Origin of the sequence: Delftia sp. JD2 (genome assembly GCF_001682645.1) — a bacterium.
In the GTDB taxonomy this organism is placed as follows: domain Bacteria; phylum Pseudomonadota; class Gammaproteobacteria; order Burkholderiales; family Burkholderiaceae_C; genus Comamonas; species Comamonas acidovorans.
In genome coordinates, this window is record NZ_LFJT01000007.1 from 16,025 (window position 1) to 38,438 (window position 22,414).

Below are 22,414 nucleotides of genomic sequence, written 5' to 3' on the forward strand. Positions count from 1 at the left end.
GGCCGGGGGGGGGGCGGAGCGCGCGTTCCAAACAGGGATTGCGCCAGTGGCTAACTTTTCATTATCGTGGATTCTCCGGGGCGCCATGTTTCAAGTAGCTGTCTGCATGGTTTTGGCCTGCATCGGGGCGGGAGGGCGTACCGGCAGCGTGAGCGTGAAGCTCGTGCCCCCCTTGTGGGAGGGGGCTGCCTGTATGTCACCGCCGTGCAGGCGCGCGATGCGCCGTGCGACCCACAGGCCCAGGCCGAAGCCGCGGGCCTGGTCCGCGCGGTGGCCGCGCTCGAAGCGCTCGAAGATGCGCTGCGCCAGCTCGGGTGCAAGACCCGGGCCCTGGTCGCTGACAGTGAGTTCCAGCCAGCCGTGTTCGTCGGTGCGCGCGCGCACGGCGATTTCTCCGGCCTTGGCGTATTTCACCGCGTTGTCCACGAGGTTGGACAGGGCGATGCGGGTGAGCGTGGAGTCGCACTCCCATGTGGCGGGCGCATTGGCGCTGTCCAGGTTCAGGTGGTGGCGGCGTGACCAGTGCACAAGCTGCGCGGCATCATCGACCAGTTCCATGACGGGAGCGCGGTGCAATTGCAGCCGGAAGGCGGGAGCATCCAGGCGGTCGCTGACCAGGCAGTTGTCCACCAGGGCCGTCAGGCGCCTGCAGGCGCGCCGGATCTGTGCGGCGCGTTCCAGCTGGGAGTCGATGTCGGGCGAGGGAAAGGACAACTGCTCGGTGGCCGCGCTGTCCACCACGGCCAGCGGCGTGCGGAATTCATGGTTGACCATGTTGAAGAACTGGCGCTGCTCCAGCCGCAGCGTGCGTTCGCTGTGCAGTGCCGCTTGCAGTGCGTTCTGGGCGCGCAGCAGCTCGGCCGTGCGCAGGCGTACACGCTCTTCCAGCGCATGCTCGGACTTGGCAAGGGACTCGAGCAGCTGTGCCTGGCGTGCCATGGAGTCGCGGAATTTCTGGATCAGACCGGCGCCCACGGCCACGGTGATCACGATGTTGACCAGCAAGGTGTTGAGCTGCCAGAACACGCTGGTTTCTATGGTCGGCAGGCTGGTCAGGCCGACATAGGCCGCCGTCACATACAGGCCCATCAGCCCATACATGGTGCTGGGAACCACCATCAGCACATGGACCAGATTGGCACGCTCGCGCAGCAGATTGCTCCATGCCACCACGGCGAACAGTGCGCTGATGGCCCAGGGCGCGCCAACCCCTATCCAGGCCCAGTCCTGGTAGCGGCCCAGCGGTATGCTGGGCAGGCACAGCAGCGGGATGATTCCCAGGGCGAGCAAGGCCCGATCCATGCGTCGCCAGCGTGTGTCGCGTGTCAGCAGCTCGCGCATCTGCCAGGCCAGGGCGGCGGGCAGCATCAAGGTGCCCAGGCTGACGCACAGATGGCCCCAGTGCGCGAGATGGTCGGGCAGCCAGATCTGCAGGTACCCCCGGTCGCTGGCGCCGTGGATCAGCACGGCCATGGCGGCCACGGCCATGGCGGCCAGATTGCGCAGGCGCAGGGCCAGGGCTGCGCCGATGATCAGCAGGGCCAGCATGAGGTTGATGCCCTGGTGGATGCCCGATGCCCATTCCACGGCCGAGAACTGCGTCATCAGGCCGCTGCTGCGCCAGAGCGTGGCGTCCAGCTGCATGGGGCTGGAGGTCTGCACGCGCAGGATGAAGGGCTGGCCCGAGTACAGCGGAAACACCAGCTGCCGAACGTGCACGCGCGGTTCGTCGGTGGCCGTATCACCGCTGCTGCGCATGCGCCATGCGCCGTCCACGTGCTGGTAGAGCGCAACGCGGTCCAGGTAACTGGGCAGGATTTCCAGCCACAGCGGATCGTGCTCGGGGTCTGCCTTGCCGGCTGCAATGTGAGGCGCCTGCACCTTGAGCCAATACACATCGCGCGTATAGCCCTTGTTCAGCGGTGTATCGAGCAGGGTGAAGGCCGTATCGGGCAGGGCTGCCACCTGATCGATGGTGAAGCTGCCCTGGGCATCGACGAGCGCCAGCATGGGCAGGTCCGTGCCCAGCTGCAGGCGCTTTGCCGGCAGGGACTGCCAGGCCGGGCTGAGAATGAAGCAGACCACCAGCACCAGCGAAAACACCAGCCAGCCCGGCAGCGCCAGCCGGTTCAGGATACGCAGCAGGTTCAGGATACGCATGGCGAGGCGGGCTGTGTTGCAGCTGTGGCAAGGCCGCTGTCTTCGGGAATGCTGCTGGGCAGCGTCAGCGTGAAGCAGGTGCCGCCGCCCGCAGCTGGCGTGACCTGCACATCGCCGCCATGCATCTGGGCCACGCGCCGGGCCACCCACAGCCCCAGGCCGAAGCCTCGGGTCTGGTCCGAACGCTCTCCGCGCTCGTGCAGCTCGAAGATGCGCTGCGCCAACTCGGGCGCCAGGCCAGGGCCCTCGTCGCTGACGGTGAGTTCCAGCCTGCCCTGCCCGTCCAGGCGGGCGCATACGGCGATTTCTCCGGCCTGGGCGTATTTCACGGCGTTGTCCACGAGGTTGGACAAGGCGATGCGCACCAGGGTGGGATCGCACTCCCAGGAGGCGGGGACGCCCGCAGTCTCCAGCTTCAGATGGTGGCGGCGCGACCAGTGCACGAGCTGCACGGCATCGTCGATCAGGTCCATCACGGGCACCCGGTCGAGCTGCAGCCGGAATGCAGGCGCGTCCAGTCGGTCGCTGACCAGGCAGTTGTCCACCAGGGCCGTGAGGCGCCTGCAGGCGCGGCGGATCTGGGCTGCGCGTTCCAGCTGGGAATCGATATCGGTGGACGGAAAAGTAAGTTGCTCGGTGGCCGCGCTGTCCACCACGGCCAGCGGCGTGCGGAATTCATGGTTGACCATGTTGAAGAACTGGCGCTGCTCCAGCCGCAGCGTGCGTTCGCCATGCAAGGCGGCCTGCAGCGCGTTTTGCGCATGCAGCAGCTCCGCCGTGCGCATGCGCACCCGTCCTTCCAGCGCATGTTCCGACCGGGCCAGCGACTCCACCAGCTGTGCCTGCCTGCCCATGGAGTTCTGGAATTTCTCGACCAGGCTGGCGCCCACGGCAATGATGATGAGGATGTACAGCAGCAGCGATTCCAGCTGCCAGTACATGCCTGCCTCGATGTCGGAAGACACCAGTCCCGTATAGGCCGCAGCCACGTGGATGCCCATGACCGTGTGCAGCGTGTAGGGAATAAGCACCAGCAGGTTGACGATGCTGGGACCCTGGCGGAACAGGTTCTGCCAGGCCACCAGCGCACTCAGCAGACTGGCCATCCAGGGCACGCTGACCCCCAGCCAGGCCCATTGCGTGTAGTGCCCCGTCGGTATGCTGAGTACGGCCAGCAGCGGTGCCACGGTCAGCAGCACCAGCATGCGATCGATGCGGCGCCAGGCCGTGCCGCGCGTCAAGGTCTCGCGTGCCTGCCAGGCAAAGGCGGCAGGCAGCAGGAAGACGCCCACGCTCACCCAGACATCCGCATGCGGCGCCCAGGGCTCGGGCAGCCACAGCTGGGCATAGCCGCGCACATTGGCGTTGTGGGTCAGCACCACGAAGGCCAGCAAGGTCATGGCCATCAGGCTGCGCATGCGCAGGGCCAGGGCCGCGCCCGCGATCAGCAGGGTCAGCACCAGATTCACACCCTGGTGCACGCCCGATGCCCACTCGACGCTGGACAACCAGGCCATCAGCCCCGTGCTGCGCCAGACCGTGGCGTACAGCTGCATGGCGCTGCTGGTCTCGATGCGCAGTACAAAGGGCTGGCCAGCGCGCAGTGGAAACACCAGCTGGCGCACATGGATGCGCTGAGCCATGGGCACGGTGTCACCGCTTTCCCTCGCCTGCCACAGGCCGTGCGCCTGCTGGTAGAGCGTGACCCTGTCCAGATAGGTGGGCGTGATCTCCAGCCACAGCGCATCGTTGTCGGCCAGCCCGCTTGTGGGCGCAAGGGCAGGCGTGGCAACCCTCACCCAGTAAGCATGGCGGGTATAGCCCTCGTTCAGAGGCGTGCGCCGGGTTTCGAAGGCATCATCGGGCAGGGCCGCGACCTGTTCAATGGTCATGCTGCGGCCCGCATCGGCAAGCACCTGCATGGGCAGGTCCTTGCCAAGACGCAGTCCCTTGTCAGGGGGAGGCATGGACGCCGGGCTCAGCACGAAAAATGCAAGCAACCCGAGCGAGACCATGATCCATGCAATAAATGTAAATTTTTGTGTGTTTCTCTGAACTGTGAGCATTCGAGAGTGTTCGTGCATGGCGGCGGACGTTCGCCCCAATGAAAATCCGCGCACCAATAGGCAAACATCATGCAGCAGACACTAGAGCCATCGATCGAGTTCACCGTCGCCGTCGTAGAGGACGACGAGGATATTCGTATCAATGTGTGTCGATTTTTAACAAAGTCTGGCTTGCATGCCTGGGGCACGGATTCTGCAGAAGACTTCTACATAAAGCTACTGCGCGAGAAGGCAGATCTGGTCGTCGTCGACCTGGGCCTGCCCGGCGAGGACGGCCTGAGCCTGGTCAAGCGCCTGGCCGAGCAGGAGATTCCCGTCGTGGTGCTCACGGCGCGCGGCGATCTGGACAGCCGCATTGCCGGCCTCAATGCCGGCGCCCTGCAGTACTTCGTCAAGCCCACCGACATGAACGAGCTGGTGGCCGGCATCCGCTCCCAGCTGCGCCGCAACACGGGCCAGCCGGCCCGGGCGGCGGCACCTTTCCTGACTTGGCGCCTTGACCCCCTTTCGGCCTGCATGGTCGCGCCCAACCACCAGATCATTGCCCTGACCAGTCGCGAGCTGGAATTGCTCGGCTGCCTGATGGCAACCCCCGGAACCATGGTGGCCAAGCAGACCTTGATCGAGACCATGGGCTATGCCGATGTGGATGACGGCTTCCACCGCATCGAATCGCAGCTGACGCGGCTGCGCCGCAAGACCCTGGATATCTCCGGGCTGGCCCTGCCGGTGAGGGCAGTGTTCGGCCGAGGGCTGGTGTTCGTGCCTTAAGTGGCCAGGTGACCAGGGGGTCACCGGCATTTCAGCCATGGTTTTCTGATTCTCTCGTTATATAAAAATAGTCTGTTTTCACTGATTTACCAGAGAAAATTCCCGCCGCTGGTAGATGGCAGCGCGCATTGCACATCGGCTCCAGGCAAGCGGCCGATAAATGAAAAAATAATATTCCATATTTGAGCTGTTCAAAAATCGCAGTGGCGGTTTCCTGTTGAGATGAAAATGGCATAGCGCCTTGAGACAGCGGCTCTCTGTGGTGCTGGTTCTTTCCTGTCAGCCAAATGGCTGAAGCTGGCTGTCATTTTCATTGATTCCATTTTTAAAGCACGACCTTGGGTACGTGGGGGATTTGTTCGGCCTTTTTTTATAACAGGCGAAAGCCTGCATTTATTGCTGGTCGTACAGTTTTTGTGCAACGGCGCTATGGCGCCAATCAGATAGAAAGAAGGGGGATTCCATGGAATATTTGAATGCCATGAAAAATGCGCCTCAAGGTGCGGCATGGCGGGGGAAAAGAAACTGGCTGCTGGCGGGTCTGCTTCTTGCAAACACCGTTGCACAGGCCGCGTTCGTGAATGGCAATTTCGAGGCAGCAGACCTGTCCAGCTGGACATCCCAGGCCTGGACCAACGGCGGCACACAGGCAAACCCGCAGCGCTTGAGTGAGCTCCGGCTCCAGCCTCCAGCAGCCAAGGTTCCGCTCAATGAAATCGTGAGCGGTGCCGAGCAGAGCCTGCAGGATCCGCTATGGAACCCCGCTACGCCGCGGACAGCACTGGGACTTCCGATGCGTGGAAGTAACTCGGCACGCATCAACTTGTTGGCCAACGGGACAACCAAGGTGATCCCGCGCAGTGGTGGCGTGCCTGCCGGCTGGACGACGCAGACACATACGGCCAGTTCGCTCGCGCAGGAGGTGGTGCTGGGTCCGGGGGACGTGGACCAGGATGGAAAAATCCATATCCGCTTCATTGCCTCCCCGGTGCTTGATGACTCGAGCACCCATGGACCGACGGACCGGCCCTATTTCGCCATTTCCCTGGTGAAGACCTATGACGCGCAGTCCAATACGGACCTCAGCGCCAATCCGCAGGAACTGTTCTTCAAATACCACTACGCAGGCCAGCCGGGGGCGCCATGGAAGCGTTTCACGGATAGCGGCAATGTGGTCCAGGCCTATACAGATCCGCAGGCCTACGACGTGGCGCCCGGAAACGCCATCTTGCGCGTGGGCGATAAGGTCCGGCTGCAGGCCGTGGCTTCCGCATGCAGCCAGGGCGGGCATTCCGGGCACCTGTATGTGGACAATTTCGACACGGCACTGCCGCAAGGCCTCTGGATCACGGCATCTGCGCCGCAGAGTGTCAGCAATGCCAGTGGAACGCAGATCACTTATGTCTACACCTATACGAACACAGGTTCGACGCCGGTGGATAACGTCATGGTGAATACCGCCATGCCCAAGGACAGTGCCGGTGCATCCACCACCTTCACATCCATCACTCCCAACAATGGCGGCAGTTGCACGGCACCCGCCGTGGGTTCGACGGCTGCCGCTTCCTGCGACTTCGGCACATTGCAGCCGGGGCAATCCGGGAGCTTCAACATGGTGGTCACCATTCCCAACAATACAGCCGCGCCCGAGGTCAACAACGGCGACTACAGCATTGGTGGCCACCTGGTGAGCAACCTGCTCGGCGCCATGGTGCAGACCCAGTTGCTGGGAGCAGCTGCGACCAGCGACATGGAGCCTGATGTGTCCGGCCTGCCGCCTTCGGCCACCGTTGGCGTCCCCTATACCGGCAGTTTTTCCTGCAAGAACAACGGCGGTACCAGTGCTGGACAGGCCACTTGCGATGCCACGGGCCTGCCTGCCGGTGTGGTCGCTGGCCAGTGCACCCTGGACGGTGCAGCCTGGATTCAGCCCAGCGTGGTGCCGGCTGGCAAGACGGTGGTGTGCCAGGTCTCGGGCACGCCGACAGCGCCGGGCGGCAGCTCGACCGTCACCGTGTCCACGAGCGGGGACAACGACCTGACCCCGGGCAACAACACGACCACGTCCAACATCGCCGTGGCAGCAACTTCGGACATGCAGGTCAGCCTGAGCGGACTGCCAACCACCTCGCCGTTGAACGTTCCCTACAGCGGCAGCTTCACCTGCAGCAACCAGGGTCTGGCCAATGCCGTCAGTGGCACGTCCTGCGCTGTCACCGGCCTGCCTGCCGGTGTGGTGCAAGGCGCATGTTCCATCAGCCCCGGCAATGCCGCGTGGGTGGCGGGCAACGCAGTCCCTGTCGGAGCCACCGTCACCTGCCAGGTGAGCGGCACTCCCACGGCTGCAGGCTCGGCCACGGTCACTGGCACGACCGGTGCGGCGGATGACGTGAATACGGCAAACAACACGGCGACCGCGAATGTCTCCACCGTGGCAACGCCTGACATGGCGATTGATCTGGGTGGCCTGCCTGCCTCGTTCACAAGCAATACGCCCTACAGCGGCAGCTTTGTCTGCAAGAACCAGGGCTCTGCCGACGCAACTGCGGGCACGTCGTGCACGGTCACGGGGTTGCCGGCTGGCGTGAGCCAAGGAGCTTGCCGCATCAGCCCGTCCAATGCGGCATGGTCTGCCGGCGATGCAGTGCCTGCAGGCGCCAGCGTGACCTGCGCGGTCAGCGGCACGCCCAGCGCAGCCGGCGCCACTTCGGTGGCCGGCAGCACGGGTGCCACGGGCGATGCCAATACCGGCAACAACGCTGCCACCCGGGCACTGGCAGGGGCCGTGTCGCCGGCCTCCATTCCCACGCTCTCCGAATGGGGCCTGATCCTGATGTCCGGCCTGATGGGCATCATGGGCTGGGGCATGGCGCGCCGCCGCCGCTCCAACCCGCTGTGACCGGCAGTCGGTCGTGACACAGGGCGCCCTTCGGGGCGCCTTTTTTTTCATCTGGGCGCGGCCGCAGCCAATTGACTTGCTCAATGTGTGATCGAATAAGGGTTTATACCTAGCGATATCCCCATGATCGTCCGTGATCGCCCCGCCGGCCTCAGGCTGTTTCTGATTTTGCGGGGCTCGGTGCTCCAGCGTATCCAGGTCACGCTGCTCGTGAACATCGTGTTCGCCGCCATCATCACTCTGGTGCATGGCAACCTGTTCGACGTCAAGATCACGGTGACGCCCATCCCTTTCACGCTGATCGGCCTGCCGCTGGCCATCTTCCTGGGCTTTCGCAACAACACCGCCTATGACCGCTACTGGGAAGGCCGCAAGCTCTGGGGCGAGATGGTGATCTGCGCGCGCACGCTGGCGCGCCAGTGCCAGAGCCTGATCGTCATCGATGGCGATCCGGACCCGGCCCGGCGCAGCAGCGATGTGCGCGTGCGCATGGTGCACCGGGCGATCGCCTTTGCGCATCTGCTGCGGACGCAGTTGCGCGGGCTGCACGAGGATGTGGCCGCAGGCCGCTGGCTGGAGGACAAGGAATGGCGCCAGCTCCAGGGCCTGCCGCTGGAGCAGCGCTGCGACGCACTGATGATGTCCATGGGCCGCGATCTGGCGCAGTGCGTGCGCCGTGGCGAGATGGACCCCTGCCTGGCCGCGTCCATGGACAAGACCTTCACGCGCATGACGGCGGCAGCCGCCTCGTGCGAGCGCATTCGCAACACGCCCATGCCGTTCTCCTATGCGCTGCTGCTGCACCGCACGGCCTATATGTACTGCTTTCTGCTGCCGTTCGGCCTGGTGGACACGACCGGGTTCATGACGCCCTTTGTCGTGGCCATCGTGGCCTACACCTTCTATGGGCTCGACGCCCTGGGCGATGAACTCGAAGAGCCCTTTGGCCTGGAGAGCAACGACCTGCCGCTGGACACCATCTGCCGCTCCATCGAGATCAGCCTGGGCTGCACGCTGGGCGAGACGGATCTGCCGGCACCGCTCAGGCCGGAGGGCTACCGGCTGACCTGAGACGGCGGGCAGACATGGGCAAAGGCCCATGAAAAAAGCCCCGCAGTTTTCTGCGGGGCCTGGTGTGGTGCGGTGCGGCGCGGTGAGGTCAGACCTCAGGCAAACACGCCGGCCGTGTCCTGCATCTTCGCGGAGACGATGCCCAGGTGATGCAAGGTGTCACCGCCCGTCATCTCCATCTGCGTCAGGCGCTTGAAGTAGTGGCTGCCCGCGTACTCGTCGGTCACGCCGATGCCGCCGTGCAGCTGGACCGACTGCTGGCCGACAAAACGCAGCGACTGGCCCAGCTGGACCTTGGCGCGCGCGATGGCCACGTGGCGCTCAGCATCGGCTGCGCTCATCTTGAGGCTGGCGTAATAGCTCATGGAGCGGGCCAGCTCCAGCTGCATCTTCATGTCGGCCACGCGGTGGCGCAGGGCCTGGAAGCTGGCGATCACCGTGTTGAACTGCTTGCGCTGGTTCATGTACTCGGTGGTGAGCTTCAGCGTCTGCTCCATGGCGCCCACGCCTTCGGCGCACAGCGCGGCGTTGGCGGCGTCCTGGGCCAGCGTGAGGGCGGCCAGGCCATCGGCCGTCACCAGCGTGGCGGGGGCCGCCTGGCAGCGCAGCTCGGCCGCGCGGCTGCCGTCCTGGGTGCGGTAGCCCTGGGTGCTGACGCCGCTGGCGCTGCGTTCCACCAGGAAGAGGGCGATCTTGCCGTCCAACTGGGCCGGCACCAGAAAGGCGTCGGCCGCGTCGCCTGCAGGCACCACGCTCTTGGTGGCGTCCACCGTGTAGCCGCTGCCGCTCTTGCTGGCCTTGGCGGCACAGACATCGAGGCGGTAGCGGGCCTGGCGCTCCTGGTGTGCCAGCACGACCAGGGCCTCGCCGCTGGCCACGCGCGGCAGCCACTGGCCTGCCACGGAGGCGTCGGCGTGCTTGCCGAGCACGCCGGCTGCCACAAAGGCCTGCGCCAGCGGCTCCATCACCAGGCCGCGGCCCAACTCCTCCATCACCACCATCACGTCGGTGGCGCCCAGGCCCAGGCCGCCGTGCTCCTCGGGCACGGTCAAGGCCGTCAGGCCCAGTTCGGCGAGCTCGCCCCAGACCTCGCGCGAAAAACCGCCCGCCTCGACGATGGAGCGGCGGCGCTCGAAGGTATAGCCCTTGTCCACCCAGCGGCGCACGGCGTCGCGCAGTTGCTGCTGGTCATCCGAAAAATCAAAGTCCATTTTCTGTCTCCCGAAGCTGATCGAAGCGCGTCCGGCGCACTTCTGGGTTCAGCGAAACTCCAGCCAAAATCAGCCCAGCACCGTCTGAGCGACGATGTTTCTTTGCACCTCGTTGGAGCCGCCGTAGATCGTCGTCTTGCGCATGTTGAAGTACGTCGATGCCAGCGGCGCGTTGTCCACCACGCCGCCGGGGAAGTCGCCCTGCCAGCCGGCTTCCATGGCCTCTTCGATGAAGGGCAGGCTGAAGGGGCCGGCGGCCTGCATCATCAACTCGGAGTAGCGCTGCTGGATCTCGCTGCCCTTGATCTTGAGCAGGCCGGCGATGTCCAGCGGGTTCTTGCCCGATTTCTCGGCCGACAGCACGCGCAGCACCAGCATTTCCAGCGCCACCACGTCGACTTCGAGCTTGGCGATCTCGTCGCGGAAACGCTGGTCCTCGTAGACGCCTTCGGCCTTGGCGATGCGCTTGAGGCGCTCCAGCTCGCGCTTGGCGCGGTTCACGTCGGCGATGTTGGTGCGCTCGTGGCTCAACAGGTGCTTGGCGTAGGTCCAGCCCTTGTTTTCCTCGCCGATAAGGTTCTCGGCCGGCACCTCGACGTTGTCGAAGAAGACCTCGTTGACCTCGCACTCGCCGTCCAGCAGCTTGATCGGGCGCACGGTCACGCCGGGGCTCTTCATGTCCACCAGCAGGAAGCTGATGCCGGTCTGGGGCTTGCCCTCGTTGCTGGTGCGCACCAGGCAGAAGATCCACTCGCCGTACTGGCCCAGCGTGGTCCAGGTCTTCTGGCCGTTGACGATGTACTTGTCGCCCACGCGCTCGGCACGGGTCTTGAGGCTGGCCAGGTCCGATCCCGAGCCCGGCTCCGAGTAGCCCTGGCTCCACCAGACCTCGCCGCTGGCAATGCCGGGCAGAAAGCGCTGCTGCTGCTCGGGCGAGCCGTAGGCCATGATCACGGGCGCCACCATCACGGGGCCGAAGGGAATGATGCGCGGGGCACAGGCCAGGGCGCATTCCTCCTCGAACAGATGCTTTTGCACGGCTGTCCAGCCGGGGCCGCCGAACTGCTTGGGCCAGCCGTAGCCCAGCCAGCCTTTCTTGCCAAGAATCTTGGCCCAGTTCTGCAGGTCGTCGCGCGTCAGGCGCAGCGAATGGCGCACCTTGTGCGCGATGTCCTGGGGCAGGTTGGCCCGCACCCAGGCGCGGACTTCCTCGCGAAAGGACTGTTCTTCAGGGGTAAATGCCAGGTCCATGGACTGTGTCTCCTTCAATCCCGGCTTTTGTAGCACGCACGTTCTTTTTTGGACTGTCCAGGGCGTGACAACCTATGGCAATCCCTGATGCAGCAAGCCCCGGGCGGCGGGGCCGTCCGGGGCTTGCTGCTGGGGCTGCCTGAGCGCAGGCGATCAGCTGGATTGGCCGGGCTCCTCCAGCCCCAGCTGTGCATAGACATGCGCAAGACGTGCCTGCAATTGCTGTACCTGGGCTTCGAGATCGACCACGCGCTGGGCCAGGGCATCGCCGCGTGCGCCTGCTGCAGCGGGGGGCTGGGCCATGGCGTTCACGTCCACGGGGCCGCACAGAAGATGGGCCCAGCGCTGCTCGCGTGCGCCAGGCGCGCGTGGCAGCAGCACGACCAGCGGGCCGCCTTTTTCCTCGCTGCGTTCGCGCAGCTCTTCCAGGAAGGCTTCGACCGATGAGATGTCGGCGAAGCGGTGCCAGCGCTCGGAGTTGATGCGCAGCTCGCCCGCCGTCTGCGGGCCGCGCAGCATCAGCAGGGACAGCAGCACGGCACTCTGGTCGGGCACCCCCACGCCGCGCGGGAAGTTGTGCTCCCAGCGCGTGGCGCGCGCGCTGCTGATCTGTACGGACATGGTGCGCAGGCGCAGGCTGTCCAGCGCTTCCTGGGCCTCGCCTTCGCTGACTTCCATCACCGGATCACGGCTGCTTTTCTGGTTGCAGCCCGTGACCAGCGCGTTGAGCGTGAGCGGGTAGCTGTCGGGCACGGTGCGCGCCTTCTCCATCAGGGTGGCCAGCACGCGGGCTTCGACAGCGGTCAGGGGGGTGGAGCGGGGATCGAATGGCATGGGTGTCTGGACGGAAGAGGTGACAAGGCCCGGCAGGGCCATGGGCCTTGCCGGGGCTGGCGCAGGCCGCGCGGCCTGCGGTGCGACAATCGCCGCCCATGAAAAATATCGTGATCCTGATCTCGGGCGGCGGCTCGAACATGGCTGCCATTGTGCGTGCTTCGCAGCAACAGGACTGGGCGCGGCGTTACGGCGCCCGCGTGGCCGCCGTGGTCAGCAACAAGGCCGAGGCTTCGGGCCTTGTTTTCGCGCGCGAGCAAGGCATTGCCACCGAGGTGCTGGACCACCGCCCGTTTCCCAGCCGCGAGGCGTTTGATGCCGAGCTGGCCCAGGTGATCGACCGCCACGCGCCTTCGCTGATCGTGCTGGCCGGCTTCATGCGCATCCTCACGCCGGGCTTCGTGGCGCATTACGAGGGGCGCATGATCAACATCCACCCCTCGCTGCTGCCCGCCTTCACGGGTCTGCACACGCACCAGCGGGCGATCGATGCAGGCTGCCGCTTTGCCGGCTGCACCGTGCACCGCGTTACGGCCGAGCTGGATGTGGGGCCCATCCTGGAGCAGGCCGTGGTGCCCGTACTGCCCGGCGACACGGCCCAGGCGCTGGCCGCGCGCGTGCTGGTGCAGGAGCACCTCATCTACCCGCGCGCCGTGGCGCAGTTGATGCGGGGCTAGGGTCTGCTCACAGGCCCTCGCTCTGAAAGGCCTGCTGCTCCGGCTCGGGGCAGCGTGCAAAGCGGGGCTGCTCCACGCCGTCGATGACCACGGTTTCATTGAACATGGCGGCAGGCCGCACCCACAGGCCGCGCTCGCCATAGAGCGCGCGGTACAGCGTCATGGACTCGCGCGTCTCGCTGTGGCGCACGGTGGCGAGCACTTCGTAGAGGGCGCCCTTGTAGTGGCGGTACAGGCCCGGGGGCGTGGGGATCAGGGGAGGCAGGTCGTCGTCGGTCATGGGGCGCCATGGTAGCTGCGCCAGCCGGGGGCTGCTGCGGGTTCCGACCTGTGGCCCTCTCGGATTTGCAAGGCAGTGGGACAATTGCGCCCATGCATCCCAAACAGCTTCTCGACGCCTGCGCCGAACTGGTCAAGCGCACCCTGACTTTCGAACACCCGGCCGACGCCGTGGTGTCACGCTTTTTCCGTGAAAACCGCAACCTGGGCCCGCGCGAGCGTGCCGCGTTGGCCGAAACCGCCTACACCGTGCTGCGCAAGAAGCTGCTTTTTGAGAGCCTGGCGCGTTCTGGCAGCGGCTCGCGTGAGCGCAGGCTGGCCATCCTGGGTTTTACCCATAGCCAGGAAGCCCTGGCCCGCGTGGCCGGCAAGTCCGAGCAGGGCGTCAAGGAGGCGCTCGGCTTTGCGCGCGCGGCGCTGTCCCCCCAGGAACTGCAATGGCTGGACGCATGCGATGCCGTGCGCCCCGATGAGCTGATGGAGCCGCACCGCCACAACCTGCCCGAGTGGCTGGTCGCGCCGCTCAAGCAGCAGCTGGGCGAAGATTTCTGGGCCTTTGCCCAGAGCATGGAGCAGGCCGCACCGCTGGATCTGCGCGTCAATGCGCTGAACGCCAAGCGCGCCGATGTGCAAAAGGAACTGGCCGATGCCGGCATCGCCGCCGAAGCCACGCCGTACTCGCCCTGGGGCCTGCGCGTGCAGGGCAAGCCTGCGCTGGCCCGGCTGGACGCCTTCACGCGCGGCGCCATCGAGGTGCAGGATGAAGGCTCCCAGCTGCTGGCGCTGATGCTGGACGCCAAGCGCGGCGAAATGGTGGTCGATTTCTGCGCCGGCGCAGGCGGCAAGACCCTGGCCATTGGCGCGTCCATGCGCAGCACGGGGCGCCTGTACGCCTTCGATGTGTCCGGCCACCGGCTCGAAGCCCTGAAGCCACGCTTGGCGCGCTCGGGCCTGTCGAATGTGCACCCTGCGGCCATCGCCCATGAGCGCGACGACCGCGTCAAGCGCCTGGCCGGCAAGATCGACCGCGTGCTGGTCGATGCGCCCTGCTCGGGCCTGGGCACGCTGCGCCGCAATCCCGACCTCAAGTGGCGCCAGTCGGCCAAGGCCATCGAGGAGCTCACGCAAAAGCAGGCGGCCATCCTGGCCAGTGCAGCGCGCCTGGTCAAGCCGGGTGGGCGCCTGGTCTATGCCACCTGTTCGGTCCTGCCCCAGGAAAACGAAGCCATCGCCGAAGCCTTTGCAGCGGAGCACTCTGACTTCGTGGCCATTGATGCCGGCGAACTGCTGGCCCAGCTCAAGGTGGAGCAGGGCGATGCGCTGTGCAGCGGCGGCGAGACCGGCACGCAGTACCTGCGCCTGTGGCCGCAGCGCCATGAGACGGATGGCTTTTTCGCCGCCGTTTGGACCCGGAAGCCGTAACTTGCAGACGCAATAAGCTGTAAATCGCAGGAGATTGCCGAATGCCTTTGTAGGCGCATCGCCTAAAATTGAGGCATCGGTGCCATTGGGCGCCGCCTTGCCAAAGGCTTCGGTTATGTCGCTGGATTTCGGATCGGTTTGGAACCTCGCCGTGGATTGGATGGCCCATGGCCTGTGGCAGCTGTCGTGGTGGCAGCTGCTGCTGTACGCCCTGGCCACCACCCACATCACCATTGCGGGCGTCACCATCTTCCTGCACCGCTGCCAGGCCCACCGCTCGCTGGACCTGGGGCCGGTTCCTTCGCACTTCTTCCGTTTCTGGCTGTGGCTGGGCACGGGCATGGTCACCAGGGAGTGGGTGGCCATCCACCGCAAGCACCACGCCAAGTGCGAAACCGAGGACGACCCCCACAGCCCGCAGACACGTGGCCTGGACACCGTGATGCGCCAGGGTGCGGAGCTGTACCGCGAAGAGGCGGCGAACGCCGAGACACTCAGGAAGTTCGGCCACGGCACGCCCGACGACTGGATCGAGCGTCATCTCTACAGCCGGCATTCGATCTGGGGCCCTTCGCTGATGCTGATCATCGACGTGCTGCTGTTCGGCGCCATCGGACTGACGATCTGGGCCGTGCAGATGGCCTGGATTCCTTTCTGGGCTGCCGGCGTGGTCAACGGCCTGGGCCATTTCTGGGGCTACCGCAACTTCGAGGTCCAGGATGCCAGCACCAACCTCGTGCCCTGGGGCCTGATCATTGGCGGCGAGGAACTGCACAACAACCACCATACCTACCCGACCTCGGCGAAGTTCTCGGTCAAGCGCTATGAGTTCGACGTGGGCTGGGTCTACATCAGCGCCATGCAGAAGCTGGGCTGGGCCAAGGTCAAGAAGACGGCGCCGCGGCTGGTCATGGGCGCCGTCAAGCCCGTGGCCGACGAAAAGACGCTGGAGGCCGTGATCGCCAACCGCTACGAGGTCATGGCCCGCTATGCGCGCGGCGTGCGCGCCGCCGTGCAGATCGAGCTCGATGCGCTCAAGCAGCGCAAGGCCCGGCAGGCCGACCTGTCCCTGCTCAAGACGGCGCGCCGCTGGCTGCACCGCGATGCCGACAAGGTGCCCGCCCAGGCACAGGGGCAACTGGCCCAGGCGCGCGCAGCCCACCCCGTGCTCGACCAGATGCTGGTCATGCGCGAGGAGCTGCGCCAGCTGTGGCTGAACACCTCGCTGTCGCGCGAGCAACTGACGGCCCATCTGCAGGCCTGGTGCCATCGCGCCGAGGCCAGCGGCATTGCCGCGCTCAAGGAGTTTTCCGTCAAGCTGCGCGCTGCCCACGCCTGAAGCCGCGAAGCCAGCCGGCAACCGACCATGCCCGGGGCCGCATCCCCTCTTCGGAGGCGATGCGGCTTTTTGCTGTGGGGCTCTGCCGCAGTTCCAGGCTTGCCATGGCCTGGGACAAGGAGCGGACCCGTATCTGCAGATCGGCGCCCGCACGCCAGCCCTGGCCCGGCTGCAGCCTGAGGGCCGGCGCGGGCGCCCCATCCGCCCAGGCCTGTTGCGGGGCGGTGATTTCCAGCGGGCCGTGGCGGCAGAACAGTTCACTGCCCTCCAGCACATGCAGGTGAAGATCGTTGCCGGGGGCAAGATGGCGCAGTTCGAAAGAGCGGGTGTCGGCGTTGTGCATGGTCTGTGTCCTGTGATTCCAGGCCCTCAAGCGTAGGCACGCGGCCCTCATCGGCACAGGCACAGCCCGCGGCTTGTTGCATCGCAGCAGTGCAGATGGCGGTGGATCTGTTCTGCTTTGTGGCTGATGGATCTGTATCTGTTGCGTAACAGCGCCTTGCGGCAAGATCGCGGGCAAGTCCTCTCGTCCCCGATTCGTTCTCCATCTGTTCCATGACCCTTGCAAGCGCCTCTCCGACCCTGTACCGCCGCCTGGCGGCCGACTACAGCCTGGCCATGGAGCTGGGCACGCTCAAGGCGGGCGAGCGCATGCCTTCCGTGCGCGAGCTGATGCGCCGCCATGAGGTCAGCCTGTCCACGGCGCTGCAGACGCTGCGGCATCTGGAGGACCTGGGCCAGCTAGAAGCCCGCCCGCGCGTGGGCTACTTCGTGCGCGATGCCCGGCCTGCAGGCCTGGCCCCGGCCAGCGAGCCCGACCTGAGCCAGCCGGTGCAACCGCTGCCGCAGCCGCACTTCGCAGGCATCAATGAACACATTTCCCTGATGCTGGAGCGCGGCCGCCAGGCCGACGTGCGCGTGGACCTGGGCGGTGCCACGCCGCCGCCCGAACTGTTCGATCGCAGCTACCTGAACCAGACCGCCGCCCGGCTGCTGCGCGAGCAGCCCGACCTGTTGGTGCTGGGGCGCTCCATGATGGGCAGCCACCCTGATTTCCAGCGCGCCATGGCGCGGCGCGCGCTGGCGGCGGGCATCCATGTGGCACCGGCCGATGTGCTGGCGACCACGGGCAATTCCGAGGCCGTGAGCCTGGCGCTGGCCGCCGTGGCCTCGCCGGGGGATGTGGTGGCCGTGGAGTCGCCGACCTACTACGGCCTGCTGCAGGTGGTGGAGTCCTTGCAGATGCAGGCGCTGGAGATTCCCTGCAGCCCGCGCACCGGCCTGTCCATCGAGGCGCTGGAGCTGGCCCTGCAGACCCAGCCGCGCCTGAAGGCCGTGGTGGTCGTGCCCGAGCTGCAGATGCCGCTGGGTACGCGCATTCCCGATGAGCACAAGGCCAGGCTGGTCGATCTGTGCGGCGCCCACGGCGTGGCATTGATTGAGGACGACTCCTATGGACTGTTCGTGGAAAGCAGCCAGCCCGTGCGCCCCATCAAGGCCTGGGATCGCCTGCCGGGCCATGTCATCTATTGCGAGGCCTTCAACAAGAGCATGGCGCCGGGCCTGCGCCAGGGCTGGATGAACGCTGGCCAGTGGCATGGCCGGGTGCAGATGCTCAAGTTCGCGCGCAGCCGGGGTACCCAGACCCTGGCCCAGTTGCTGGCGGCCGCCTGCGTGGGCTCGCCCGCGCATCTGCGCAATCTGCAGCGCCTCAAGCAGCAGTTGCGGCGCCAGCGTGAAGGCATGGCGCAGCTGGTGGCGCGGTTTTTCCCGCTGGGCACGCGGCTGAGCCTGCCGCCCGGCGGGCTCAGCCTGTGGCTGGAGTTTCCGGCTGGCGTGTCCACGTCCGCGCTGTTCACGCAGGCGCTGGCGCGCGGCATCCGCACGGCGCCGGGCAGCATGTTCTCGAACTCGGGGCGCTACGAGCACTGCATGCGCCTGGGCTGCACCCTGCCGGTGGATGCCGTGATCGAGCAGGCCTGCCGCGAGCTGGGTGCCATGGCCTGTGCGCAGCTGGGTCAGCCGGCGCGCAGTGGGTGACAGGCGAAAAACAGACGAAAAACGGACGCAAAGCGGGCACAAAGCCAACACAAAGCGGACGCAAAAAAACCGCCGGGCTTGCGCCGGGCGGTTTTTTGTCGGTACCGGGAACAGGCTGAATTACTTCAGCTTGATTTCCTTGTACGTGACGTGCTTGCGAGCCTTGGGATCAAACTTCATGATCGCCATCTTCTCGGGCATTGTCTTCTTGTTCTTGGTCGTGGTGTAGAAGTGGCCGGTTCCTGCAGTGGATTCCAGCTTGATCTTTTCGCGTCCGCCTTTAGCAGCCATGGTGTTTCTCCTTGAGGGATTTAGGCTTGGCCACGGGCACGCAGGTCTGCGAGCACGGAGTCGATACCGTTCTTGTCGATCAGGCGCAGAGCAGCGCTGGAAACGCGCAGGCGCACCCAACGGTTTTCGCTCTCAACCCAGAAACGGCGGTATTGCAGGTTGGGCAGGAAACGACGCTTGGTCTTGTTGTTGGCGTGGGAAACGTTGTTTCCCACCATGGGCTTCTTGCCCGTTACTTCACATACGCGTGCCATGAGGACACTCCGATAGTTGTACAGCCGCCGACGCTGATGCCCTGCATTTGCTGCATGGCTTGCCGGCAACCTCACCTCGCCATAAAGGGTGGCGGTAACCCCATGCTGAAAGTGTCCTGGCCATGCAAGCAAGGCGCGCTTCAAATTCAGCAAAGCCACGGATTATAGCGTCTCCATGAGAAAAGCCCCTGGGCCAGCCAAACACGGCTGCAGCCAGGGGCTTTTGCCGCCCTGCGGGAGAGCAGGGCGGGCAGGGTGGCGTCCTGCTTATTCCTGTTCGAGGAAGCGCTGGGCGTCCAGCGCGGCCATGCAGCCCGTGCCGGCGCTGGTGATGGCCTGGCGGTAGACATGGTCCTGCACGTCGCCGGCCGCGAACACGCCGGGCACGCTGGTCTGCGTGGCAAAGCCCTTGAGGCCGCCCTGGGTGATGATGTAGCCGGTCTCGTCCATCTCCAGCTGGCCCTTGAAGATCTCGGTGTTGGGCGCATGGCCGATGGCGATGAAGCAGCCCTGCAGCTGGATGTCCTCGGCATGGCCGTCCTGGGTGCTCTTGATGCGGATGCCGGTCACGCCGGACTGGTCGCCCAGCACCTCTTCGAGCACGAAGTGGGTCTTGAGCTCGATCTTGCCGGCCCGGACCTTGTCCATGAGCTTGTCCACGAGGATGGGCTCGGCCTTGAACTTGTCGCGGCGGTGCACCAGGGTGACCTTGCTGGCGATGTTGGACAGGTACAGGGCTTCCTCGACGGCCGTGTTGCCGCCGCCGACGACGCACACGGGCTGCTCACGGTAGAAGAAACCGTCGCAGGTGGCGCAGCCGGAGACGCCGCGGCCCATGAAGGCCTCTTCGGAGGGCAGGCCCAGGTACTTGGCCGAGGCGCCGGTGGCGATGATCAGGCTGTCGCAGGTATAGGTGCCGGAGTCGCCGGTCAGCGTGAAGGGGCGCTTGGAGAAATCGACGCTGTGGATGTGGTCGAACACCACCTGGGTCTTGAAGCGCTCTGCGTGCTCCAGAAAACGCTGCATCAGCTCGGGGCCCTGCACGCCGTTCACGTCTGCAGGCCAGTTGTCCACCTCGGTCGTCGTCATCAGCTGGCCGCCCTGGGCCATGCCGGTCACCAGCAGCGGGTTGAGGTTGGCGCGCGCGGCATAGATGGCGGCCGTGTAGCCGGCAGGGCCGGAGCCGAGGATCAGGACTTTGGCGTGTTGGGTAGAAGACATGGATGCAGTTCTTGAAAAAGGCGCACGCCGGCAGTCGGCGTGCAGAAAAAAAGATACATCGGGAACAGCTGTGGAGTATCGCTCCGCAGTCAGGTTCCCGTTGCCATATGGATCAATGGCCCGGATTGTCAAAAATGATCGACGTGGCGCCGTCGTGCGGCGGTGTCATGCTCTGTTGCAAGTGCTTGCATTACGCTTGCGGGTCGCCCTGGCTGTTTTTGCGGCCAGTCCGAGGGGGCTGGGGTAAGCTCCCGCCTGCGTATGACTTACTCATTGAACGCTCTGAACGCTTCCACATCCGCCAAGGGCAAATCCAGGTCTGCGGCGCGCCCCGGCATGGTGGCGCGCTTCGGCCACGAAATGCTGCTGCTGGCGGGGCTGCTGGCCCTGGTGTTCTGGCTTGCCTCCATGCTCAGCTACTCGCCCCAGGATCCAGCGTGGTCCACCTCCGGGGCGGGACACGCGCGCCTGGTCGCCAACTGGATGGGCCGCGTCGGAGCCTGGCTGGCTGACGCCTGCTATTTCGGTTTCGGCATGTCGGTCTGGTGGCTGGTGCTGGCCTCGCTGCAGACCTGGCTGTCTTCCTTTGCGCGCTGGCTGCGCGGCGGCGTGCCGCGCGACGGTGTGCCACTGCCGCCCCTGTGGCGCCGGCGCCTGCGCTTTTGGGGCGGGCTGCTGCTGCTGCTGGGTGCGAGCTGCGCACTGGAGTGGACGCGCCTGTACCGCTTCGAGAGCGTGCTGCCCGGCCCGGCCGGCGGTGTCTTCGGCTACATGCTGGGGTACCACAGCCTGCAGTGGCTGGGCTTCATGGGCTCGGGCCTGATCGGCATCTGCGTGGCCGTGATCGGCCTGGCCATGGTGTTCCGCTTTTCCTGGGGTCATCTGGCCGAATCCATGGGCGCACGCCTGGACGGCTGGGTGCTCTTTCTTTTTGCGCGCCGTGAAAAGGCCCGGGACGAAGCCGCAGGCCGCCGCGCTGCGCGCGAGCGCGAGGAAGTGGTGCAGGAAGAGCGCACGGAAAGCGCCGTGCAGCACCCGCAGCCCGTGCAGATCATCGAACCCATGCTCCAGGAGGCTGCGCTACCCAGCGTGCGCGTGGTCAAGGAGCGCCAGAAGCCCCTGTTCTCCGAACTGCCCGACAGCAAGCTGCCCCAGGTGGATCTGCTCGATGCGGCGCAGCAGCGCCAGGAAAGCGTCTCGCCCGAGACGCTGGAGATGACCAGCCGGCTGATCGAAAAGCGCCTCAAGGACTTTGGTGTCGATGTGCATGTGGTCGCCGCCATGCCCGGCCCCGTGATCACGCGCTACGAGATCGAGCCGGCCACGGGCGTCAAGGGCTCGCAGATCGTGAACCTGGCCAAGGATCTGGCGCGCTCGCTGTCCCTGGTGTCCATCCGCGTGATCGAGACGATTCCCGGCAAGAATTTCATGGCGCTGGAGCTGCCCAATGCCAAGCGCCAGTCCATCCGCCTGTCCGAGGTGCTGGGCTCGCAGGTCTACCACGACGCCAAGAGCATGCTGACCATGGGCCTGGGCAAGGACATCGTGGGCAATCCGGTCGTGGCCGATCTGGCCAAGATGCCGCACGTGCTGGTGGCCGGCACCACGGGTTCGGGCAAGTCGGTGGGGATCAACGCCATGATCCTGTCGCTGCTGTACAAGGCCGAGGCCCGCGATGTGCGCCTGCTGATGATCGACCCCAAGATGCTGGAAATGTCGGTCTATGAAGGCATTCCTCACCTGCTGTGCCCCGTGGTCACCGACATGAAGCAGGCTGCCAATGGCCTGAACTGGTGCGTGGCCGAGATGGAGCGCCGCTACAAGCTCATGAGCAAGCTGGGCGTGCGCAATCTGGCGGGCTACAACGCCAAGATCGACGAGGCCAAGGCGCGCGAGGAATCCATTCCCAACCCCTTCAGCCTCACGCCCGAGGAGCCTGAGCCTCTGCAGCGCCTGCCGCACATCGTCATCGTCATCGACGAGCTGGCCGACCTGATGATGGTGGTCGGCAAGAAGATCGAGGAGCTGATCGCGCGCCTGGCCCAGAAGGCCCGCGCGGCTGGCATCCACCTGATCCTGGCCACCCAGCGCCCCAGCGTGGACGTGATCACCGGCCTGATCAAGGCCAACATCCCCACGCGCATCGCCTTCCAGGTCAGCAGCAAGATCGACAGCCGCACCGTGCTTGACCAGATGGGCGCCGAATCCCTGCTGGGCATGGGCGACATGCTCTACATGGCCAGCGGCACGGGCCTGCCCGTGCGCGTGCACGGCGCCTTCGTGTCGGACGAGGAAGTGCACCGCGTGGTGGGCTACCTCAAGGAGCAGGGCGAGGCCGACTACATCGAAGGCGTGCTCGAAGGCGGCACGGCCGAGGGCGACAGCGAGTTCGGCTCGGAGTCCGGCGACGGCGGCAACGGCGAGAAGGACCCCATGTACGACCAGGCCGTGGAAGTGGTCCTCAAGGACCGCAAGGCCAGCATCTCGTATGTGCAGCGCAAGCTCAGGATTGGTTACAACCGCTCGGCGCGCCTGCTGGAAGATATGGAAAAGGCGGGCCTCGTCAGCGGTCTCACGGCCAGCGGGCAGCGCGAAGTGCTGGTGCCCGCGCGCGCCGGGGAATGAGCC

19 protein-coding genes are annotated in these 22,414 nt (G+C 65.6%); 8 read left to right on the top strand and 11 right to left on the bottom strand.

What is annotated here, in order from left to right:
* Positions 1-90: 90 nt before the first annotated feature.
* The gene (locus ACM14_RS05615; protein WP_065345592.1) at positions 91-2,160 is read right to left on the bottom strand and encodes an ATP-binding protein; all 2,070 of its coding nucleotides are present in this window, start codon (positions 2,158-2,160) and stop codon (positions 91-93) included.
* A complete protein-coding gene (locus tag ACM14_RS05620; protein ID WP_065345649.1) occupies positions 2,148-4,127 on the bottom strand; it encodes an ATP-binding protein in 1,980 nt (659 codons plus the stop codon). Before ACM14_RS05620 ends, ACM14_RS05615 begins: the two co-directional genes overlap by 13 nt.
* Positions 4,128-4,295: 168 nt before the next feature.
* On the opposite strand from ACM14_RS05620, the gene ACM14_RS05625 reads away from it, so the two are divergent.
* Positions 4,296-4,997 carry a response regulator transcription factor gene (locus ACM14_RS05625; RefSeq protein ID WP_013800907.1) on the top strand — a complete coding sequence of 234 codons (702 nt, stop codon included), beginning with the start codon at positions 4,296-4,298 and terminating at the stop codon, positions 4,995-4,997.
* Positions 4,998-5,188: 191 nt separating this feature from the next.
* Here ACM14_RS05625 and ACM14_RS32005 read toward each other — a convergent pair whose 3' ends face one another.
* On the bottom strand, positions 5,189-5,551 hold the full coding sequence (locus ACM14_RS32005) for a hypothetical protein (protein WP_175403242.1): 363 nt from the start codon (positions 5,549-5,551) through the stop codon (positions 5,189-5,191).
* A gap of 272 nt (positions 5,552-5,823) precedes the next feature.
* On the opposite strand from ACM14_RS32005, the gene ACM14_RS05630 reads away from it, so the two are divergent.
* Positions 5,824-7,896, top strand: a complete 2,073-nt coding sequence (locus tag ACM14_RS05630; RefSeq protein ID WP_254662003.1) for an IPTL-CTERM sorting domain-containing protein — start codon at positions 5,824-5,826, stop codon at positions 7,894-7,896.
* 123 nt (positions 7,897-8,019) lie between these two features.
* Positions 8,020-8,967 (top strand): bestrophin family protein, encoded by a 948-nt coding sequence (locus ACM14_RS05635; protein WP_065345594.1) that lies wholly within the window; start codon positions 8,020-8,022, stop codon positions 8,965-8,967.
* A 95-nt stretch (positions 8,968-9,062) separates the two neighbouring features.
* On the opposite strand, the gene ACM14_RS05640 is transcribed toward ACM14_RS05635, so the two are convergent.
* The 3 genes from ACM14_RS05640 to ACM14_RS05650 form a co-directional block, all read right to left on the bottom strand.
* Positions 9,063-10,178, bottom strand: a complete 1,116-nt coding sequence (locus ACM14_RS05640; RefSeq protein ID WP_065345595.1) for an acyl-CoA dehydrogenase family protein — start codon at positions 10,176-10,178, stop codon at positions 9,063-9,065.
* Positions 10,179-10,247: 69 nt separating this feature from the next.
* Positions 10,248-11,429 (bottom strand): acyl-CoA dehydrogenase family protein, encoded by a 1,182-nt coding sequence (locus ACM14_RS05645; RefSeq protein WP_012207172.1) that lies wholly within the window; start codon positions 11,427-11,429, stop codon positions 10,248-10,250.
* Positions 11,430-11,582: 153 nt separating this feature from the next.
* Complete coding sequence (locus ACM14_RS05650) at positions 11,583-12,263, bottom strand: YceH family protein (RefSeq protein ID WP_043796599.1); 681 nt, start codon at positions 12,261-12,263, stop codon at positions 11,583-11,585.
* A 98-nt stretch (positions 12,264-12,361) separates the two neighbouring features.
* On the opposite strand from ACM14_RS05650, the gene purN reads away from it, so the two are divergent.
* Complete coding sequence (gene purN / locus ACM14_RS05655; RefSeq protein ID WP_012207170.1) at positions 12,362-12,940, top strand: phosphoribosylglycinamide formyltransferase; 579 nt, start codon at positions 12,362-12,364, stop codon at positions 12,938-12,940.
* 7 nt (positions 12,941-12,947) lie between these two features.
* On the opposite strand, the gene ACM14_RS05660 is transcribed toward purN, so the two are convergent.
* Positions 12,948-13,220 (bottom strand): DUF1653 domain-containing protein, encoded by a 273-nt coding sequence (locus ACM14_RS05660; RefSeq protein WP_012207169.1) that lies wholly within the window; start codon positions 13,218-13,220, stop codon positions 12,948-12,950.
* A gap of 92 nt (positions 13,221-13,312) precedes the next feature.
* Between ACM14_RS05660 and ACM14_RS05665 the strand changes: the two genes are divergently transcribed.
* Both ACM14_RS05665 and ACM14_RS05670 read left to right on the top strand, forming a co-directional pair.
* Complete coding sequence (locus tag ACM14_RS05665; RefSeq protein ID WP_065345596.1) at positions 13,313-14,641, top strand: RsmB/NOP family class I SAM-dependent RNA methyltransferase; 1,329 nt, start codon at positions 13,313-13,315, stop codon at positions 14,639-14,641.
* Positions 14,642-14,756: 115 nt separating this feature from the next.
* A complete protein-coding gene (locus tag ACM14_RS05670) occupies positions 14,757-15,980 on the top strand; it encodes a fatty acid desaturase (RefSeq protein ID WP_065345597.1) in 1,224 nt (407 codons plus the stop codon).
* Here ACM14_RS05670 and ACM14_RS05675 read toward each other — a convergent pair.
* The gene (locus ACM14_RS05675) at positions 15,955-16,323 is read right to left on the bottom strand and encodes a hypothetical protein (RefSeq protein WP_065345598.1); all 369 of its coding nucleotides are present in this window, start codon (positions 16,321-16,323) and stop codon (positions 15,955-15,957) included. The genes ACM14_RS05670 and ACM14_RS05675 overlap by 26 nt on opposite strands.
* Before the next feature lie 212 nt (positions 16,324-16,535).
* Between ACM14_RS05675 and ACM14_RS05680 the strand changes: the two genes are divergently transcribed.
* Entirely contained in the window at positions 16,536-18,020 is a 1,485-nt protein-coding gene (locus ACM14_RS05680) for a PLP-dependent aminotransferase family protein (RefSeq protein WP_065345599.1), read from the top strand.
* A gap of 120 nt (positions 18,021-18,140) precedes the next feature.
* Here the strand turns inward: ACM14_RS05680 and rpmG are convergent, their stop codons facing one another.
* From rpmG to trxB, 3 genes are all read right to left on the bottom strand, one after another.
* A complete protein-coding gene (gene rpmG / locus ACM14_RS05685) occupies positions 18,141-18,311 on the bottom strand; it encodes a 50S ribosomal protein L33 (protein ID WP_012207164.1) in 171 nt (56 codons plus the stop codon).
* A gap of 20 nt (positions 18,312-18,331) precedes the next feature.
* Positions 18,332-18,565, bottom strand: coding sequence for a 50S ribosomal protein L28 (gene rpmB / locus ACM14_RS05690; protein WP_012207163.1), 234 nt, complete (start codon positions 18,563-18,565; stop codon positions 18,332-18,334).
* A 267-nt stretch (positions 18,566-18,832) separates the two neighbouring features.
* Positions 18,833-19,786, bottom strand: a complete 954-nt coding sequence (gene trxB / locus ACM14_RS05695; protein ID WP_065345600.1) for a thioredoxin-disulfide reductase — start codon at positions 19,784-19,786, stop codon at positions 18,833-18,835.
* A 261-nt stretch (positions 19,787-20,047) separates the two neighbouring features.
* Here trxB and ACM14_RS05700 point away from each other — a divergent pair, with 261 nt between their 5' ends.
* Positions 20,048-22,411: a DNA translocase FtsK gene (locus ACM14_RS05700; protein ID WP_065345601.1), complete on the top strand. Its 2,364-nt coding sequence runs from the start codon at positions 20,048-20,050 to the stop codon at positions 22,409-22,411.
* Positions 22,412-22,414 lie beyond the last annotated feature (3 nt).